This is a genomic window from Nocardia sp. FBN12, from assembly GCF_050320175.1.
Classification (GTDB): domain Bacteria; phylum Actinomycetota; class Actinomycetes; order Mycobacteriales; family Mycobacteriaceae; genus Nocardia.
This window is the reverse complement of the sequence record NZ_CP190048.1, coordinates 1,678,957-1,696,326: the sequence shown is the minus strand read 5'-3', so window position 1 is coordinate 1,696,326 and position 17,370 is coordinate 1,678,957. Positions and strand designations below refer to the sequence as shown.

17 protein-coding genes are annotated in these 17,370 nt (G+C 67.4%); 4 read left to right on the top strand and 13 right to left on the bottom strand.

Going from position 1 to position 17,370, the window contains the following annotated elements:
* Positions 1-38: 38 nt before the first annotated feature.
* From ACQHI0_RS08370 to ACQHI0_RS08355, 4 genes are read right to left on the bottom strand one after another with little or no spacing between them, the layout of a single operon-like run.
* Complete coding sequence (locus ACQHI0_RS08370; RefSeq protein WP_427907356.1) at positions 39-869, bottom strand: SDR family NAD(P)-dependent oxidoreductase; 831 nt, start codon at positions 867-869, stop codon at positions 39-41.
* 13 nt (positions 870-882) lie between these two features.
* Entirely contained in the window at positions 883-1,284 is a 402-nt protein-coding gene (locus tag ACQHI0_RS08365; protein WP_427907355.1) for a MaoC/PaaZ C-terminal domain-containing protein, read from the bottom strand.
* Positions 1,281-1,739, bottom strand: coding sequence for a MaoC family dehydratase N-terminal domain-containing protein (locus ACQHI0_RS08360; RefSeq protein ID WP_427907354.1), 459 nt, complete (start codon positions 1,737-1,739; stop codon positions 1,281-1,283). The genes ACQHI0_RS08365 and ACQHI0_RS08360 overlap by 4 nt, the downstream gene beginning before the upstream one ends.
* Positions 1,739-2,914: a lipid-transfer protein gene (locus tag ACQHI0_RS08355; RefSeq protein WP_427909113.1), complete on the bottom strand. Its 1,176-nt coding sequence runs from the start codon at positions 2,912-2,914 to the stop codon at positions 1,739-1,741. The genes ACQHI0_RS08360 and ACQHI0_RS08355 overlap by 1 nt, the downstream gene beginning before the upstream one ends.
* 127 nt (positions 2,915-3,041) lie before the next feature.
* Between ACQHI0_RS08355 and ACQHI0_RS08350 the strand changes: the two genes are divergently transcribed.
* Positions 3,042-4,589: a long-chain-fatty-acid--CoA ligase gene (locus ACQHI0_RS08350; RefSeq protein ID WP_427907353.1), complete on the top strand. Its 1,548-nt coding sequence runs from the start codon at positions 3,042-3,044 to the stop codon at positions 4,587-4,589.
* A gap of 67 nt (positions 4,590-4,656) precedes the next feature.
* Here ACQHI0_RS08350 and ACQHI0_RS08345 read toward each other — a convergent pair whose 3' ends face one another.
* From ACQHI0_RS08345 to ACQHI0_RS08325, 5 genes are all read right to left on the bottom strand, one after another.
* Complete coding sequence (locus ACQHI0_RS08345) at positions 4,657-5,901, bottom strand: dihydrolipoamide acetyltransferase family protein (RefSeq protein ID WP_427907352.1); 1,245 nt, start codon at positions 5,899-5,901, stop codon at positions 4,657-4,659.
* Positions 5,894-6,886, bottom strand: coding sequence for an alpha-ketoacid dehydrogenase subunit beta (locus ACQHI0_RS08340; RefSeq protein WP_427907351.1), 993 nt, complete (start codon positions 6,884-6,886; stop codon positions 5,894-5,896). Before ACQHI0_RS08340 ends, ACQHI0_RS08345 begins: the two co-directional genes overlap by 8 nt.
* A 19-nt stretch (positions 6,887-6,905) precedes the next feature.
* Entirely contained in the window at positions 6,906-8,012 is a 1,107-nt protein-coding gene (gene pdhA / locus ACQHI0_RS08335; protein WP_427907350.1) for a pyruvate dehydrogenase (acetyl-transferring) E1 component subunit alpha, read from the bottom strand.
* 10 nt (positions 8,013-8,022) lie between these two features.
* Positions 8,023-9,471 carry a dihydrolipoyl dehydrogenase gene (lpdA, locus tag ACQHI0_RS08330; protein ID WP_427907349.1) on the bottom strand — a complete coding sequence of 483 codons (1,449 nt, stop codon included), beginning with the start codon at positions 9,469-9,471 and terminating at the stop codon, positions 8,023-8,025.
* A 165-nt stretch (positions 9,472-9,636) separates the two neighbouring features.
* Positions 9,637-10,089, bottom strand: coding sequence for a MarR family winged helix-turn-helix transcriptional regulator (locus tag ACQHI0_RS08325; RefSeq protein WP_427907348.1), 453 nt, complete (start codon positions 10,087-10,089; stop codon positions 9,637-9,639).
* Positions 10,090-10,151: 62 nt separating this feature from the next.
* On the opposite strand from ACQHI0_RS08325, the gene ACQHI0_RS08320 reads away from it, so the two are divergent.
* Complete coding sequence (locus tag ACQHI0_RS08320) at positions 10,152-10,520, top strand: VOC family protein (protein ID WP_427907347.1); 369 nt, start codon at positions 10,152-10,154, stop codon at positions 10,518-10,520.
* A gap of 11 nt (positions 10,521-10,531) precedes the next feature.
* Here the strand turns inward: ACQHI0_RS08320 and ACQHI0_RS08315 are convergent, their stop codons facing one another.
* Positions 10,532-11,698 carry a PucR family transcriptional regulator gene (locus tag ACQHI0_RS08315; protein WP_427907346.1) on the bottom strand — a complete coding sequence of 389 codons (1,167 nt, stop codon included), beginning with the start codon at positions 11,696-11,698 and terminating at the stop codon, positions 10,532-10,534.
* Between the two features lie 152 nt (positions 11,699-11,850).
* Here ACQHI0_RS08315 and ACQHI0_RS08310 point away from each other — a divergent pair, with 152 nt between their 5' ends.
* Positions 11,851-13,134: a class I SAM-dependent methyltransferase gene (locus ACQHI0_RS08310; protein ID WP_427907345.1), complete on the top strand. Its 1,284-nt coding sequence runs from the start codon at positions 11,851-11,853 to the stop codon at positions 13,132-13,134.
* A gap of 4 nt (positions 13,135-13,138) precedes the next feature.
* Here the strand turns inward: ACQHI0_RS08310 and ACQHI0_RS08305 are convergent, their stop codons facing one another.
* Complete coding sequence (locus ACQHI0_RS08305; protein WP_427907344.1) at positions 13,139-13,621, bottom strand: nuclear transport factor 2 family protein; 483 nt, start codon at positions 13,619-13,621, stop codon at positions 13,139-13,141.
* Between the two features lie 41 nt (positions 13,622-13,662).
* Positions 13,663-15,066: an MFS transporter gene (locus ACQHI0_RS08300; protein ID WP_427907343.1), complete on the bottom strand. Its 1,404-nt coding sequence runs from the start codon at positions 15,064-15,066 to the stop codon at positions 13,663-13,665.
* Between the two features lie 84 nt (positions 15,067-15,150).
* On the opposite strand from ACQHI0_RS08300, the gene ACQHI0_RS08295 reads away from it, so the two are divergent.
* Complete coding sequence (locus tag ACQHI0_RS08295; RefSeq protein WP_427907342.1) at positions 15,151-15,921, top strand: AraC family transcriptional regulator; 771 nt, start codon at positions 15,151-15,153, stop codon at positions 15,919-15,921.
* Between the two features lie 84 nt (positions 15,922-16,005).
* Here ACQHI0_RS08295 and ACQHI0_RS08290 read toward each other — a convergent pair whose 3' ends face one another.
* Entirely contained in the window at positions 16,006-17,259 is a 1,254-nt protein-coding gene (locus tag ACQHI0_RS08290) for a Glu/Leu/Phe/Val dehydrogenase dimerization domain-containing protein (protein ID WP_427907341.1), read from the bottom strand.
* Between the last annotated feature and the right edge of the window lie 111 nt (positions 17,260-17,370).

Genomic DNA, 17,370 nt, shown 5'->3' with positions numbered 1-17,370 from the left:
CGATGATCTCGGTGCCGATCCGGGCGATCTCGACCTCCTCAGACCGTGAATCCGCCGCCGCAGACCACTGTCTGGGCGCTGATGTAGTCCGACTCAGGCCTGCACAGCAGGTAGACCGCGCCCGCTGCCTCCGCCGGAGTTCCCGCGCGTCCGAGCGGGATCTGCTTGGCCATGGCGTCGAGCAGATCCGGGTTCACCCCGACTTTCAGCTCGCGACCCGCCACGTCGATCGTGGCGCTGCCGCCGGCGGGCGCTTCGGTGAGCCGGGTGGTGATCAGACCGAAGGCCACCGTGTTGACGGTGACATTGAGTCGTCCCCATTCCTTGGCGAGGGTCTTGGTCAGCCCGGTGATGCCCGCCTTGGCAGCGGCGTAGTTCACCTGGCCCGCGTTGCCGCCGAGCCCGGCGATCGAGGAGATGTTCACGACCTTGCGGCACGGCACCGGCTCGCCCGCCGCCTTGGCCTGCTTGACCGCCGCCGAGATGATCGGCTGGGCGGCGCGCAGAATGCGGAACGGCGCCTTGAGGTGGACGTCGAGGATCGCGTCCCACTGCTCGTCGGTCATCTTCTGGATCACGGTGTCCCAGGTGTAGCCGGCATTGTTGACGATGATGTCGATGCCGCCGAATTCGTCGACCGCGGTCGCCACGAAGCGCTCGGCGAAGTCGTCGTCGGTGACGCTGCCCGCGCAGGCGACCGCCGTGCCGCCCGCGGCGCGGATGTCGGCCACGGTCTGCTCGGCCGGGTCCTTGTCGAGGTCGTTCACGACCACCGACGCGCCGTCGGCAGCGAATTTGAGCGCGATCTCACGGCCGATGCCACGACCGGATCCGGTGACGATGGCTACTTTGCCGTCGAGTGTTCCCATGATGTGCTCCTGCTCAGTTCTCGCTCGACACGGCGACGACCGCGGTGCCGAGCAGGGTGGAGGTGCCGTCGGCGAGAGTGACGGCGAGGTCGAGGGTGGCCAGTCCGTTGTCGACGGCGGTGACCGTGGCCGTGCAGGTCGGCTGCGCGTGGACGGGCGTGATCGCCGTGAATCGCACTGCCAAGGAACGGATGTCGCGTTGGGGTACCCAGTTGGTGAGTAGTCGGCCGAGGTAGGCCATCGAGAGCATGCCCTGAGCGAAGACATCGTCGAAACCGGCGGAGTGGGCGTTGTCGATGTCGAGGTGGATCGGGTTGTGGTCACCGCTGGCCCCGGCGAACAACGCCAGCGTGGTGCGTGAGATCGGCGGCAGGACAAGGGGCGGCAGCGTAGTGCCGACAGTCGGTGTGATCATGCGGCGACCTCGGGATTTCGGACAACGGCCACGTTGGTGGCCGTGGCGAGCAGTTCTGTGCCGCACCGGAATTCGGTCTGCTTGGTCAGCAGTTCCAGTGCGCCACCGCGTTTCACGGTGACATCGACGATGCGTTCACTGATCGCGATGGTGTCGCCCGCGTAGGCCATGGCGGTGTAGTCGAACCGCTGCTCGCCGTGCAGGACACGACGCAGGTCGATGTCGAGAGCGTCGAAAGAGGCGAAGGGGGCGGCTGATTCGAGGGTCAGGCTGAACAAGAACGTCGGCGGGACCGGGAGATCGCGATGGCCCGCGGCTCGCGCGGCATCCACGTCGGTGAAGATCGGGTCGGTCTCGCCGATGACGCGGGCGAACAGCCGCAACCGGCCCCGCTCGACGTCGACGGTGAAACCGGGCAGGGTCAGCGCCAGCGCGCGGTCGATGTCGATGGCCATCAGCCGACCTTCTCGTAGAGGGTGACGACCGCGGCCCCGCCGAGGCCGATGTTGTGCTGCAGCGCCAGCGTCACTCCGTCGACCTGCCTGTCCTGCGCCTGTCCGCGCAATTGCCACGTGAGCTCGGCGCATTGGGCCAGACCGGTCGCGCCGAGTGGATGGCCTTTCGACAGCAGCCCGCCCGAGGGGTTGGTGACCACGCGGCCGCCGTAGGTGTTGTCACCGTCGCGGATGAACTTCTCCGCGGTGCCCTCGGGGGTCAACCGCAACGCCTCGTAGCTGAGCAGCTCGTTGGCGGTGAAGCAGTCGTGCAGCTCGACGACCCGGATGTCGGCGGGGTCGACGCCCGCGGCTTCGTAGACCTGATCGGCCGCGCGCTGGGCCATGTCGTAGCCGACCAGTTTCGGCAGATCGTCGAAGGTGTTCGGGGTGTCGGTGGTCATCGCCTGCGCGGTGATCGCGACATCGGTGCGCAGGCCGTGACGGCGCGCGAAGTCCTCGCTGGTGATGATGGCGGCCGCCGCGCCGCAGGTGGGCGGACAGCACTGCAGGCGGGTCAGCGGCCCGAAGATCTGCGGCGACGCGAGCACCTCGTCGACGGTCACCTCGTCCCGGAATACCGCGAACGGGTTGTTGCGCGCGTGCTTTCGCGCCTTCACCGAGATCATGGCGAAGGTGGCCGGATCGGTGCCGTACCGCTGCGCGTAGGCGGCACCGGCGCCGCCGAACAGCTGTGCGGCGAAGGGCGCGTCACTGGCTCCGTTGTGCTCGTTGGCCACTGCCATGAAGTCGATGAACGGGCTCGGCCGGTCCGGCCACTTCATGGCGAGCGCACCGCGCTCCATCTGCTCGAACCCGAAGGCGAGCACGCATTCCGCGGCGCCACTGGCGACCGCTTGGCGGGCCAGCCACAACGCCGACGAGCCGGTCGAGCAGTTGTTGTTGACATTCACTACCGGGATCCCGGTCATCCCCACGCCGTAGAGCGCGCGCTGGCCACTGGTGGAGTCGCCGTAGACGTACCCCGCGTAGGCCTGCTGCACCTGTTCGATGCCGATACCCGCGTCGAGCAGGGCGTTGCGGACCGCACCCGCGGCCAGCACGTCGTAGGGCTCGCTCCTGCTCGGCGTCGAGAACGGCACCATCCCGACTCCGGCGACCTGCACTCGCTGCATCACACACCACTTCCTTGGCACGAATCGATATTCACTTCATGGTTACACAACCCTTGACAATCCAGCAATACCCGGCAAAATGTTGTGCAGGTCACACGGATGAAGATTCACTATTGAGGAGTTGGCCGTGCACATCACGCAATCCCTGCATTCGGCGCTGCAACGCGATCCCGGCCGGATCGCCACCATCTTCGGCCCCCGCAGGCGCACGGTCGCCGAATCGGTCGATCGCATCGCGCGGCTGGCGGGGGCACTGCGTGAACTCGGCGTCGAGGCCGGTGATCGCGTGGGGATCTACTCGCTCAACAGCGACCGCTACCACGAACTGCTGATGGCGGTGCCGTGGGCGGACGCGGTGGTCAATCCGGTGAATGTCCGGTGGAGTGTGGCCGAGGTCGCGTACTCGCTCAACGACTGCGGCACCGATGTCCTCGTGGTCGACGACGCGTTCGCCGGTTCTGTCGACGCCCTGCGCGCCGAGGTGACGAACCTGCGCACGGTCATCTTCGCCGGCGACGGGCCGACACCCGACGGCATGCTCGCCTACGAGGAACTCGTGGCCGATACCGCCCCGATCCCCGACGCTCGGCGCGGTGACGACGCGCTCTACGGCGTCTTCTACACCGGCGGGACCACCGGTTTCCCCAAGGGCGTGATGCTGTCGCACCAGGCCTGTCTCACCTCGGCCATGGGCAGTCTGGTGACCACCGATATTCTCACCAGGGGCGGCGTGCTGCTGCATGTCGCGCCGATGTTCCATCTGGCCGATATCGCGGCGTGGAACATCGGCAATCTCACGGGCGCAACCCATGTCATCGTGGGGTCCTTCACTCCCGCCGCGACGCTCGACGCCATGGTCACCCACCGGGTGACCGATGTTCTGCTGGTGCCGACGATGATCCAGCTGCTGGTCGACTGCCCCGGCGCCGCCGACGCCGACCTGGCAAGTCTGCAACGCGTGATGTACGGGGCGTCACCGATTTCCGAGACGGTGATGGCCAAGGCACGCACGGTGTTCGGCAACGCCCGGTTCACGCAGGCCTACGGGATGACCGAGGTAGCGCCGGTCGCCACCCTGCTCACCGCCCACGATCACGACAACCCCGCACTCGCCAGATCGTGTGGACGCGCGGCGGTCCACGCCGAGATCCGCGTCGTCGACGCGGACGATCGAGAACTCGCACGCGGCGAAGTCGGCGAGATCGTGGTGCGCGGCGACCATCTGATGTCGGGCTACTGGAACATGGCCGAAGAGACCGCACGAGCACTGCGCGGCGGCTGGATGCATACCGGCGACGCCGGGTACATGGACGACGCCGGCTACGTTTTCGTGGTCGACCGGCTCAAGGACATGATCGTCACCGGCGGCGAGAACGTCTATTCGGTCGAGGTCGAGAACGCGGTGGCCAAACACCCGGCGGTGGCGCAGGTCGCCGTGATCGGTGTGCCCGACCACGACTGGGGTGAGCGCGTGCACGCGGTGATCGTGCTCGCCACCGACCGGACCGCGACGGAGGCTGAGATCCGGGAGTTCTGCCGCGAACACATCGCCAACTACAAACTGCCACGCAGTGTCGAATTCATCGACGCCCTACCGGTTTCCGGGGCAGGCAAGATCCTCAAGCGCGAACTGCGCACCGCGCACTGGGACGGGGCCGACCGCGCGATCCACTAGGCATTCGGAGATCGCGCGGCCGTGGTTATCCCGTCGGCCTGCCGCACTGCGGAATTCGGCGGCTCGGCTACGCGACAATCCGCAGTGGGTTTTCGAGGAGCTCCTTCAGGGTTGCCAGGAACTGGGCTGCCACCGCGCCGTCGATGGCGCGGTGATCCGCGGACAAGGTGACGCGCAGGATCTTGCGGGCGACGACTTCGCCGTTGTCGAGGCGTAGTTCGTCGGCTGCCGCGCCGACCGCCAGGATCGCGGATTCGGGCGAGTTGATGACCGCGGTGAACTGCTCGATGCCGAACATGCCGAGATTGGAGATGGTGAAGGTGCCGCCCGACATCTCCTCGGCGCGCAGCTTGCGCTCGCGAGCGCGGGTGGCCTTGTCGCGGCTCTCGGTCGCGATCTCGGACACGCTCTTGCGGTCCGCGTCGCGGAGCACCGGAACGAGCAGCCCGATCGGCGTCGCCACCGCGACACCGATATGGATTCCCTTGTGCCGCAACAGCTTGTCACCCGCGAAGCTGACATTGATCGAGCCGTCCTTGCGCAGCGCGACGGCGACGGCCTTGACGAGCAGATCGTTCACACTGACCTTGCTGCCGCCCGCAGCGTCCAGCGTCGCGTTGATCTGCGCCCGGAAGGCGAACAAATCGGTCACGTCGATCGCGCTGGTGACGTAGAAGTGCGGTGCCTGCTGCTTGCTTTCGGTGAGTCGAGCTGCCGAGACGCGCTGAATGTTCGTCAGTGCGACTTCCTCGTATTCCTCCGAGGCTGGAACAGGCTGCGCAACAGGCGCACTCGTGTCACGTGACGGCACCGCGAGGTCAGCGGGCTCGGCGCTGTGCGCCGCCTCCACATCGCGTTTCGTGACTCGTCCGCCCGGCCCGGTGCCGACGACAGCGTCGATATCGACCTGCAATTCGCGCGCGATCTTGCGGGCCAACGGCGAGGACTTGACCACCCCGGTGCGGCGCGGGCCGGTGTGCGATCCCGATAGCGCGGCGGCCGGGACCGTCGCGACGACCTCTGCCGTGGGCGGCGGCGCCGCACTGGTCGAATTCGCCGGTGCCGCAACCGCTCCGGTGCCATCGCCGACGGTCGCGATCGGTTCGCCGATCGCGACGCGAACGCCCGGCTCGGCCAGAATCTTCTCGAGGATCCCGTCCTCGTAGGCCTCGAGCTCCATCAGCGCTTTGTCGGTCTCGATCTCGGCGACGATCTCACCACGGGTGATCTGGTCACCCACCTGCTTGAGCCAGACGGAGACAACGCCGTCTTCCATGGTGTCGGAGAGCCGGGGCATGACGATGTCAGGCATTGCTGGTTTCCTTACCGACGGCGGCGAGGGTTTCCTTCACCGCGGTGTAGAGCGATTCCGCGGACGGCAGGGCGAGCTTCTCCAGTGGCTTGGCATACGGCAGCGGGACCTCGGCCATCGCGACGCGGCGAACAGGGGCGTCGAGATAGTCGAACGCGCCGTCGGAGATCGATGCCGCGATCTCGGCGCCGATACCGTAGGTGAGCCAGTCGTCTTCGCCGACGACCGCGCAGCCGGTCTTGCGGACGGAGGCGATGATGGTGTCGCGGTCCAGCGGACGCAGGCTGCGCAGATCGATCACCTCGACCGAAATGCCCTCGTCGGCAAGGCGTTGCGCGACCTGAGTGGCGAGGGTGGCCATGCGGGAGTAGCCGATCACGGTGATATCGGTGCCTTCCCGGGTGACCGCCGCTTTGCCGATCTGGGCGGGCGGAAGGTCTTCCGGCACTTCACCTTTGGTGTTGTAGAGCGACAGATTCTCCAGGAACAGCACCGGATCGTCGTCGGAGATCGCAGCCTTGAGCAGGGCCCGCGCATCGGCGGGAGTGCTGGGCGCCACGACTTTCAGACCGGGTACGAAGGCGTAGTACAACTCGATATTCTGTGAATGCGTCGCCCCGAGTTGCTGGCCGCCACCACCGGGAGTCCGGATCACCATGGGCACATTGGTCTGCCCGCCGAACATGCCGTAGATCTTCGCGGCATGGTTGACGATCTGATCCAGCGCCAGCAGCGAGAAGTTGATCGTCATGATCTCCACGACCGGGCGCAGACCGAGCATCGCGGCACCGATCGCCGCCCCGACGAAGCCCTCCTCGGCGATCGGAGTGTCGCGCACCCGCTTCTCGCCGAACTCCTCGAGCAGACCGGCGGTGATCTTGTAGGAGCCTTCGAAGACGCCGATCTCCTCACCGATCAGGAAAACGTCGTCGTCGCGTCGCATCTCTTCGCGCAGGGTTTCGCGCAGCGCTTCGCGATAGGTCATGACAGGCACAGTGGAATCCTCAGTGGGTGAAGAGCGGATCGGCGGGCAGACGACGGGAATCGCCCGGCACGGGAGTGGCGTAGGTGTAGTCGAACAGGCTCGACGGCTCCGGATGCGGGCTCGCGTCGGCGAACTCGACGGCGGCGGCGACACCGTCGGCCACCTCGCGCTCGAGCTCGGCCAGCGCCTGTTCGGTCAGCGCACCGGCGGCCAGCAAGCGCTGCTGCCACAGCACGATCGGATCGTGCTCTCGCACCGTCGCCACCGTGTCGGTGCTGCGGTATTTCGCCGGGTCGACCACCGAATGGCCCTTGAGCCGGTAGCTCACCGCTTCGAGCAGTGCGGGTTTGCCGTCGCGGCGAGCATCTTCGATGAGCTCGCTCGCCATGTCACGGACGGCGAGGACATCGGTTCCGTCCACCCGCTCGCCACGCATGCGATAGGCGGCGGCGCGTTTCCACAGATCTGGCTCCGCCGAGGACTTCTCGACCGTGGTACCCATGCCGGTCTGGTTGTTGATCACCAGGAACACCACCGGCAGCCGCCACAGTGCCGCGATGTTGAGCGACTCGTGGAACGCGCCGATATTGGTGGTGCCCTCCCCCATCTGGCACACCACGACGTCGTCGCCGTCGCGGTAGTCGATGGCCAGCGCCGCGCCGATCGCCAGGGGAACCTGTCCGCCCACGATGGCGTAGCCACCGAGCAGCCGGGTCGCGGTGTCGTACATGTGCATCGAGCCGCCCCAGCCCTTCGAGGTGCCGGTCGATCGGCCGTAGAGCTCGGCCATCACGCGACCCGGTTCGATGCCCTTGGCCAGCGCGTATCCGTGTTCGCGGTAGTTGGTGAACAGGTAGTCGGTGGGGCGCATCGCGGCGCCGAGACCGACAACGGTCGCTTCCTCGCCGAGGTTGAGATGGCAGTAGCCACCGATCTTGGCCTGCTGGTAGCTCTGCGCGGTGCGCTCCTCGAAGCGGCGGATGAACAGCATGTCGCGGTAGAGATCGCGCAGGGTCTGCGGATCTTCCGCCGCCACAGCGGCTTCGAGGTCCGACAGGGCCGCCGGTGTTCGATCGGTTTTCGTCGGCTTACCGGCGGGCTTGCGTCGCGCGGTGGTCGTGGTCATGTCGAGCTCCTCAACGCTTGCGTGGCGCGATGTGTACCGGCAGCCCGAGGCCGGCCATGGCCGCCTCCATGCCGATCTCGCCGAGAGTGGGGTGGGCGTGGATAGTGTCGGCCAGCTCGTCGAGCGTGGCTTCCAATGACATCGCGAGTGCGCCCTCGGCGATCAGATCGCTGGCGGACGGGCCGATGATGTGCACGCCGAGTACTTCCTGATGCGCTTGCCCCGCAACGATTTTGACGAACCCCTCGGTCTCGCCGAAGGTCTTGGCCCGGCCGAGTGCCGCGAACGGGAACTTGGCGGTGATCACCTCGTGGCCCGCCGCGCGGGCAGCGTCTTCGGTGAGGCCGACGATGGCGATCTCCGGGTGGGTGAACGTCGCGGCCGGGATCACCGCGTAGTCGATGTGGGCGTCGTGCCCGGCGATCACCTCGGCCGCGGTGATGCCCTGATGTGAGGCGACGTGGGCGAGCAGGGCCCGCCCGGTCACGTCACCGATGGCGTACACGTGCTCGACACCGGTGCGCAGCCGGTCGTCGACCTCGATGAAACCGCGGGCGTCCGTGGCGATTCCGGCCACCTCGAGGCCGAGTTCGGCGGTGTTGGGGCGGCGGCCGACGCCGACCAGCACCACGTCCGCGTCCAGGTCTCGCACCGCCGGACCACCGACCGACACCCGCAACGCGTCGCTCTCGGTGATGGCGGTGACCGTGGCGCCGGTGAGGACGGTGATGCCGCGCTTGCGGAACGACCGGCCGAGCGCGTCGCCGATCTCCTTGTCCTCCAACGGAACCAGGCGATCCTGCATCTCCACGACCGTGACCTGGCTACCGAACGTGGCGAACAGGCTGGCCCATTCCGCACCGACCGCGCTGCCACCGATGATCACCAATCGACGCGGCACCTCGGTCAGGCCGAACGCGCCATCGGAGGTGACGACGCCGGGCAGGTCCGCGCCCGGGATCGGCAGCCGCGCGGGCACCGAACCGGTCGCGACGATCACGTCGCGCGCGCTCACCCGGCGGATCGCCGCGCCCGCGGGGGCGGCGTAGCGGGGGCCACCGTCGAAGATCGGCGAAGCGCCGGTCTCGTGGACCTCCACGACAGTCGGCTCGACGAACCGCGCATGGCCCTCGATCACCGTGACCCCGTTGGCCTTCAGCAGGCCCGCGACACCGTCGGTCAGCTCTTTGACGATGCCGTCTTTGCGTTGCCGTATCGCAGCGAAGTCGAAGCGCACGTTATCGGCATGTACTCCGAATTCCGCTGCGGTGGTGAGAGTCTGGAAGACCTCGGCCGAGCGCAGCATCGCCTTGGTCGGGATGCAGCCCCAGTTCAGGCACACGCCGCCAGGACGCTCCTTCTCCACAACGCAGACCTGCAGGCCGCGTTGCGCGGCGCGGATGGCGGCTACGTACCCGCCCGGTCCACCACCGATCACCAATAGATCGAATTCCGGCACTCGTGGTGCTCCTCAGCTCGACGATCAACCCCGTCACGGTCGTGACTTGGGTCATCCGTCGAGTCTCACCGTCCACAAATGCACAAACAACTGACCGACAGCCCAGAATTCGAGCCCCCGAAATGGGCGCAGCGCCCAATCAGGCACATCGCGCCGGGGACCGAGCTATGCGCCGTTGTCACCGTCGCGCAGGGAATGGATCATGCCCCGCAGGATCCGGAACGCGCCCGACTGCTCAGCCTCGGTCAGGCCGGCCAGCATTCTGACCTCGACGGACCTGACCGCGACGGTCGCCTGCTCGAGGCTCCGCCGCCCGCGCGGGGTGAGCCGCGTGGGCAGCACCTTTCCGACGGGTGCCGCGGCGGGCCTGGTCACGTAGCCGTCTCGTTCCAAAGCCTGGAGCAGCACGTTCATCGTCTGCCGGGTCACGAACGCACCCCGCGCGAGCTCAGAGTTCGACAAGCCGGGCCGTTGCGCCAGCAGCTCGAGGCAGGAGTAGTGCGTCACGCTCATCCCGAGCGGCCGCAGCACCTCCTCCATGGACACACGCAGGGCACTCGATGCCTCTTTGAGCAGATAGCCCAGTGACGTCTCCAGATCGACCCCATCTTGACTCATGTCAGTATTCTGACATACGTTGTTTCGTGTCAGGAACCTGACATGAAACGAAGGAGCTCACCATGCCCGCTACCGGACCCGACTTCCTCTCGCTCCAAGCCAGCGACCTCGCCGCTTCGCAGGCGTTCTACGAGCAGTACCTCGGACTCGTCCGCTCACCGGCCGGACCGCCGCACGCCGTCGTCTTCGAGACGAAGCCGATCGCGTTCGCACTCCGCGACGTCCTCCCCGGCACCGATCTCGCCTCCGTTGCCCAGCCCGGCATCGGCGCCGCGATCTGGCTGCACGCCACAGACGTCCAGGCCGTTCACGACGCTCTCGTCGCCGACGGTCACACCATCGTCGCCGCACCGATCGACGGCCCCTTCGGCCGGACATTCACCTTCGCCGACCCCGACGGCTACCAGATCACGCTCCACGACCGCGCCTGATCGCCACGGGCTCAGGCGGGTTTGTTCACGCCCATCTCCAGGGCGGCCAAGGCGAGGGAGAGTTCCAGGTAGGACCGCTGCCCTTCCAGGCGTCTACCCAGCAGGGTGGAGATTCGCTGGAGGCGGTTGATCACGGTGTTGCGGTGGCAGTGCAGGCGCGGTGCGGCGTTCGCGGCCGAGCAGTTCTCCTCCAGCCAGATCGCCAGCGTGTGCAGCAGGACCTCGTGTTCCTTCGGCGGCAGTTCCAGCACCGGGCCGAGGGTGCGGGTGACCAGCAGGGCGGTCAGGTCGGGCGAGCGCAACAGCAGGGCTTCTGGGTAGCGCTGCTCCAACGACACCAGACCCGGTGCTGCCGCGGGCACGGTCTCCAGGGCCAGCATCGCCAGCGCATGGCCCGTCTCGATCTGCGCCAACCCCTGGACGACGGGTGACGCCGCCGCCCGGCCCCGGATTCGATCGCGCACCTGGTCCAGCACCGCGGAACTGTCCCGCTGCTCGAGCGAGACCAGCCCCACCATGGTGTCGACGCGGTCGTGCCAGACCGACCGGATACCCAAGGCCGCCAATGCTGTTTCGGTGCCGATCTCCACGTGCGGACGGTCGCCGCGCACCGCGACCACCAGGTATCCGCCGTGCGCGGGCAGGTTCAGCTCGCGCGCCGCCCGCGCGGCGAATGTCGCGTCGCGGGCGCTGCCGGCCAGCAGGTCCTCGATCAGGCCGTGCCGACGGCGCTCGTCGCGCCGGACCTGCTCCAATTCGGTGCTGCGATAGGAGGTGACCAGCGACGACGACATGCCGTCGATGGCCGACCAGGTGGCCACCCCGATCTTGCGGACTTCGCCGGGCGGGAGTTCGCCCGCCTTGTCCAGCAGTGCCTCCCACACGATCTGACCACCGAGCCGGAACGTCCGCAGCATGACCTCGAGTGGCACACCCTGCGCCGCGCGATTGCGGCCGATGGCGGCGGCGACATCGTCGCGGTCCGGTCCGGTCACCTCGCCGGCCACAAGATCGAGGACCCTGGTCAGATAGCGGCTACACGCGTCGTGCAGGTCTTCCCGGCTGACCGGCGAGTAGTCCGTCCACTCCGGGATATCGGTGAAGATCGCGGCGATCAGCTGCCGGGTCAGCACCGGAATCTCGGTTCGGCACGCGGCCACCAACTCCCTCGTACCCACCGAAGGGAGGGTGTGCTTGGTTCTCGCGGCCATATCGCTAGACGCTACGCCCGGCCGTTGCCGCCACCGATCGGGATCTCGCATCCAGGAATCGAACGGATCGCGCCGCGTCGTTGCCACCGCAGCGGCGCGACACGGGCCATAGTGGTCGGATGGGTAACCCGGCCACGATCGCTGCCGCGTTCGAACCTCTGCTGCGAGCCTCCTTGGGACCACACCCCGCGGTGGGATTCGAATTCTGGGACGGCAGCACGATCCACCCCGATGGTGGGAGCGCGGGCACGATGCGTGTGCGCTCCGAGGATGCGCTACGCCATCTGATCTGGGCGCCAGGCGAACTCGGCCTGGCGCGTGCCTACGTGTCCGGCGCCGTCGATCTCGATGGTGACATCTTCACGATGCTGCGCGCGCTCCAGTCGACCGCGCCGAACGACGCGCGCCTCGGTCTCGGCGCTACGTGGCAGGCCCTCGGCGCGGCACGGCAGCTCGGGGCGCTGGGCCGGCGCCCGCGACGGCCACCGGAGGAAGCGCGGCCGCAGCGCGGACCGCTGCACACCAAGCGTCGCGACGCGGCGGCGATCAGTCATCACTACGACGTCAGCAACGACTTCTACCGGCTGGTGCTCGGACCGAGCATGACCTACTCCTGTGCGCGGTTCGTGCCGGACGACGACGGCTCACTGGAGAGCGCCCAGCAGGCCAAACACGACCTGATCTGCCGCAAACTGGGCTTGGCCGAGCAGTCGGGTATGCGCCTGCTCGACGTGGGGTGCGGGTGGGGTTCGATGGCGATGCACGCGGCGTCGACCTATGGGGCGCGGGTCGTCGGCGTCACCATCAGTAGTGCGCAGGTCGAGCTCGCCCGCAAGCGAGTCGCCGAGGCCGGGCTGTCGGCCAGTGTCGAGATCAGGCTTGCCGATTACCGGGATCTGCGCGGCGAACAGTTCGACGCCATCTCCTCGATCGGCATGTTCGAACACGTCGGCTCCGGACGCGCCGCCGAGTACTTCGACACCCTGCGCGCCCTGCTCGGCCCACACGGACGACTGCTCAACCACGCCATCTCGTCACCGGGCGGCTCCGTCATGGCCAAACGTTCCTTCATCGGGCGCTATGTCTTCCCGGACGGTGAACTCGTCGACGTGGGCGAAGTCGTCCTTGCCATGGAACGCGCCGGGTTCGAGGTTCGGGACGTCGAGGCCTTGCGCGAGCACTACGCGCGCACCCTTCGCCACTGGGTCGCGAATCTCGAAAGTGCTGGGGAACAGGCAGTTTCACTCGTCGGCGAAGGGCGAGCTCGTATCTGGCGGCTCTATATGGCCGCCTCCGCGCTGGGCTTCGAGGACGGCGGGCTCGGGATTCACCAGGTGCTCGGCGTGGTGCCGGAAGCGTCGGGGAACGCCGACATGCCCGCGACCCGGCGCGCTTGGGGATAGTCGCTCAGTGCCGCAGGTCCGGGTCCCAGCGATTCGCGAGCAGCGTGAAGCTCGGCGTGTCCTTCAACGAGGTCCGCTCCTCGTAGATGCGCTCGTACCCGGTGCTCGCGATCCGCCACTTCCCGTCGGAGTCCCTGCGGTATTCGTCGAAGTAGTAGCCGCCGCCCTGGATTCGCATGCCGTAGTCCGGCACGATCACCGTGTCCTCGAAAGCCCACGAGCCGCGTGCCACCGTACCGTCCACGTCGATCTCCGGGTGGTTGGCGATGTGCACGGTGATAATTCCCGGTCCGAGATTCTCGGACATGAATGTCACGACGTCGTCGCGGCTGTCGTAATGCAGTGGCTCTTTCATCGCCTGGGTGCCGTACCGAGCCTGGATGTCTTCGGCAAGGCAGTCGCCGAATTCGTCCCATTGCTTGAGGTCCAGCGTGCGGAAGTAGCGGTATTTGAGGCGCTTGATTTCCTCGACAGCGATGAGATCCATTCCGTAATTCTAGAACGCGTTCTAGGTGCTATGAAGGGTTTTCAACCACCCGTGCGAACGCTGAATTCTTCGCGAGGACGGGCGCGAAGCATCGCGGCGATCAGCGCCGCGGCGAGCCCCACAATGGCGGCGGCAATGGTGAGTGCGTAGGAAAACCCTTCGATGTCACCGCGTCGCGTCGCGAGCGTCACCAGGATCGCCAAGCCCAGTGCGCCGCCCAGTTGCTGGACCGAACTGAGGACAGCGGAGCCGATCCCCGCATTGTCCTCGGTGGTGCCGGTGAGTGCGGTGACTGTCAGGGCGGGCAGGCTCATCCCGCAGCCGAGGCTGGTGACGAGCAATGCGGGCAGCACCCCGAAGACGTACCCGTCATGGCCGTCGATGCCCGACATCAGCAACAGACCAGCCGCGCTGATCAGCAATCCGATTATCAACGCGGCACGAATACCGAGCCGGTGTACAGCCCGCGACGACAGCCACATCCCGACCAGGATCCCCGCCCCGAAAGGCAGATACGCCAGACCCGCGGTGAAAGGTCGGTAGCCGAGCACGGTCTGGAGCTGCAACATCAACAGGAAAGCCATGGCGTAGAACGCTGCGGAGAACAGCAGCGTCGCCCCATTGGCCACCGCACGTGGCCGAAAGGCCAGAAACGACAACGGGACCAGCGGTTCGCCGGTGCGCCGCTCCACGATCACGAACACGACCGCCAGCAGTGCGGCACCGACCATCGCCATCGTGGAACCGACTTCACCCCAACCAGTTTCGGACGCCCGCAGCAGACCATAGACCAGCAGAACCGGCGCGCCGGTGATGAGCGCCGCCCCGGCGATATCGACCCGCACGCGAGGTCCACTCCGGCTTTCCCCGACCAGCCGTGGCAGCAACACCAAGGCCAGGACAACCACCGGAACATTGATCAGGAAGACCCACCGCCACGAGGCGAACCCCGTCAGCGCGCCGGAGATCACCAGTCCCGAGGTGGCACCCACCGCGGCTGTCGCACCCCAGATGCCGATCGCCGCAGCGCGTTCGCGTGCACTCGGATAGAGCAGGGTGAGCAGCGCCAGCGCGGCCGGACTCGCCATCGCCGCACCTGTTCCTTGCACGAATCGTCCCGCAACCAACTGCCACGGTTCCTGCGCGAGTCCGCACAACACACTCGCCACACCGAAAAGCGCTACGCCGCCGAGAAATACCCGGCGCCTGCCGAGCAGGTCAGCGACCCGGCCGAACAACAGCAGGAACCCGCCGAACGCGAGGATGTAGCCGTTCACGACCCACGCGAGGCCGGCGGTGGTGAATCCGAGATCGGCCCGCACGGTGGGCAGCGCCACGCTGACCACATTGTCGTCCAGATTCAGCATGAACTGGACGAGACAGAGCACGATCAGCACCGTGCGACGGCGAGCCGTACCTGGATCCGCCGTAGAAATCGAAGTCATGCACCGACGGTAGGCAACGAGCACCGATGGCCGCTATCCGTCACCAGGCCAAGAGATAGCGCATTGAGGACATAGACTCGGGACATGCCCGCACCCGCCTTCGAACCCGCGCCACCCGGCGTCGGCACAATTGTGGTCGGCAGCTTTCCGCTCACCGCCGGGCAGTGGACTAACGAGCACTACCACCCGCAGCACCAGCTGGCCTGGACCCGCAGCGGTGTGCTCGGTATCGCTGTGGGACAAGCACATTGGATCGTGCCACCGACTCGCGCGCTGTGGCTGCCCGCGGGTGTCGTACACAAGACCGGCGCAAGCCGCGATGCCGTTCTACACAGTCTCTATTTCGAACCGGACCGCTGCGACGTTGCCTGGGCCGAGCCCACCCCGGTCCGGGTCGACGGTCTGCTGGCGCACCTGATCGTCCATCTCGCCCAGCAGAACTTGGCCGACGATCAGCGGCTGCGCGCCGAGGCGGTAGTCCTCGACCTGCTGCAACCGCTGCCCGCGACACCGATCGACGTGCCGCGCCCCGTCGACGAACGAGTACGCGCGGTCGCCGATGCCCTACTGGACAACCCGGCCGATCAACGCAGCCTGGAAGCTCATGCCCGGACCATCGGCGTGAGCCGCCGCACGCTCACCCGGTTGTTCGTACAGGACACCGGGATGAGCTTCGACCGCTGGCGCACCCACGCGCGAATCCAGGCCTCGCTGCCACTGCTCGCCGACGGCCAGCCCGTCTTCCGCGTCGCGCACACCGTCGGATATGCCACGGCCAGTGCGTTTCTCGCGGCGTTCCGGCGAACGGTCGGCACCTCGCCGCGACGGTATCTGGGTGGCGATTCGTTCGACTGACCTACCGGTTTCGATGGGACCGAATTCCGTTGTCGACATGATGAATCCGGGCAACCGGTGCCGCTGCCCCGCAGTCGACCGCGATCAGGAGATGACGACCGGACCCGCGATCGGGGCCGGGTCGTCGGCCCAGCGGTGGCCCGTGTCGCGCGGGGTGACGCCGTGGTCGGTCCACGCCGCCAGCAATTGGGTGACCTTGGTGTGCATGATGGTGCGGAGGCGGTCGAACGAAGTGTCGGGGATGTCGTCGACCTGGCCGAGCAGCAGCCACCACGCCCAGGCCACGGCCCCGGCGTTCGCGACGAAGTCCGGCAGTACCGGGATACCGCGCGCGGCCAGCATCGCCTCGGCCTCCGGCGTGGTCGCCGCGTTCGCGGCCTCGACGACGATCCTGGCCCGGACGTCGTAGGAGTTGTCGGGGGTAATCGCGTACGAGATCGCCGCCGGGACAAGGATATCGACGTCGGCGGCGATCACCGCGGTGCGCGGCAGCTGCTCGATGCCGTCGGGCAGCCGGGTGCGGTCGATCTCGCCGTAGCCGTCGCGCAGGTCGAGCAGTGCCGGAATATCCAGTCCGCCAGCACAATACAGCGTTCCCGCCGCATCGGCCACGGTGGTGACCTTCATCCCCGCCTCGTACAGGTAGTAGGCCGCCGCCCCACCCATGGTGCCGACACCCTGGATCGCGACGGTCGTCGCGGCGGGTGCCCGGCCCCACCAGACCGCGGCGGCGAGACAGGCGTGCGCCACCCCGTACCCACCGATCACGTCGCCGAGCAGGAATCCGCCCTCGACCGCGGCGTTCAGCCCGTTGCGGACCCGCACCAGGGTCGCGGCCGGGTCGTCGGCGCGACGGATCGCGGCGTGGTAGCTCTGCCCGAGGCCGAGCTTGTCGAAGACCTCGTCGATCAGATGCTGCGGAACACCGAGGTCCTCCGCGGTCACCCAGTGCTGGTCGATCCACGGGCGCATGGCCTCGCAGAATCGCTCCAGCACCTCGACCGCGCGTGGGTCCTTGGGGTCGAAGTCGATCCCGCCCTTGGCGCCGCCGACCGGCAGGTCGAAGGTGGCGGTCTTGTCGGCCATGCCGCGGGCGAGATCCTCGACCTCGCTCAGGGTGCAGCCTGCCCGCATCCGGGTGCCGCCGGTGGCCAGGCCGCCGCGCAGGGTATGCACGACCAGGTAGCCGACCGCGCCGGTCACCGAATCCGTCCACAGCAGGCGCAGATACGGCTCGCTGCGGCGGGTGGCGGGTGCGGGGGCGACGGCTCGCGGAATCGGCGGAAGGGTTTGCGCGGTCACCTGCGGGGTATCACCAGGGTTCTGGATCATCGTCATAGCGCACCACCTACTCGTCGTTCTCGCCGTCGACACCGAATTCACCGAGCGCCGTTCCGGACCACGTCGTCCCGGCCGATCACGCGCGCCCGGTGTAGTCCAGCGTGCGGT

What these genes read in the sequence shown, in the direction of transcription:
- ACQHI0_RS08360 (WP_427907354.1), bottom strand. Translation starts at nt 1,739, where the DNA reads ATGGCCATCGACATCGACCGCGCGCTGGCGCTGACCCTGCCCGGTTTC.
- ACQHI0_RS08325 (WP_427907348.1), bottom strand. Translation starts at nt 10,089, where the DNA reads ATGAGTCAAGATGGGGTCGATCTGGAGACGTCACTGGGCTATCTGCTC.
- ACQHI0_RS08320 (WP_427907347.1), top strand. Translation starts at nt 10,152, where the DNA reads ATGCCCGCTACCGGACCCGACTTCCTCTCGCTCCAAGCCAGCGACCTC.
- ACQHI0_RS08345 (WP_427907352.1), bottom strand. Translation starts at nt 5,901, where the DNA reads ATGCCTGACATCGTCATGCCCCGGCTCTCCGACACCATGGAAGACGGC.
- ACQHI0_RS08355 (WP_427909113.1), bottom strand. Translation starts at nt 2,914, where the DNA reads ATGCAGCGAGTGCAGGTCGCCGGAGTCGGGATGGTGCCGTTCTCGACG.
- ACQHI0_RS08310 (WP_427907345.1), top strand. Translation starts at nt 11,851, where the DNA reads ATGGGTAACCCGGCCACGATCGCTGCCGCGTTCGAACCTCTGCTGCGA.
- ACQHI0_RS08340 (WP_427907351.1), bottom strand. Translation starts at nt 6,886, where the DNA reads ATGACCTATCGCGAAGCGCTGCGCGAAACCCTGCGCGAAGAGATGCGA.
- ACQHI0_RS08365 (WP_427907355.1), bottom strand. Translation starts at nt 1,284, where the DNA reads ATGATCACACCGACTGTCGGCACTACGCTGCCGCCCCTTGTCCTGCCG.
- ACQHI0_RS08295 (WP_427907342.1), top strand. Translation starts at nt 15,151, where the DNA reads ATGCCCGCACCCGCCTTCGAACCCGCGCCACCCGGCGTCGGCACAATT.
- pdhA (WP_427907350.1), bottom strand. Translation starts at nt 8,012, where the DNA reads ATGACCACGACCACCGCGCGACGCAAGCCCGCCGGTAAGCCGACGAAA.
- ACQHI0_RS08370 (WP_427907356.1), bottom strand. Translation starts at nt 869, where the DNA reads ATGGGAACACTCGACGGCAAAGTAGCCATCGTCACCGGATCCGGTCGT.
- ACQHI0_RS08305 (WP_427907344.1), bottom strand. Translation starts at nt 13,621, where the DNA reads ATGGATCTCATCGCTGTCGAGGAAATCAAGCGCCTCAAATACCGCTAC.
- ACQHI0_RS08290 (WP_427907341.1), bottom strand. Translation starts at nt 17,259, where the DNA reads ATGACGATGATCCAGAACCCTGGTGATACCCCGCAGGTGACCGCGCAA.
- ACQHI0_RS08300 (WP_427907343.1), bottom strand. Translation starts at nt 15,066, where the DNA reads ATGACTTCGATTTCTACGGCGGATCCAGGTACGGCTCGCCGTCGCACG.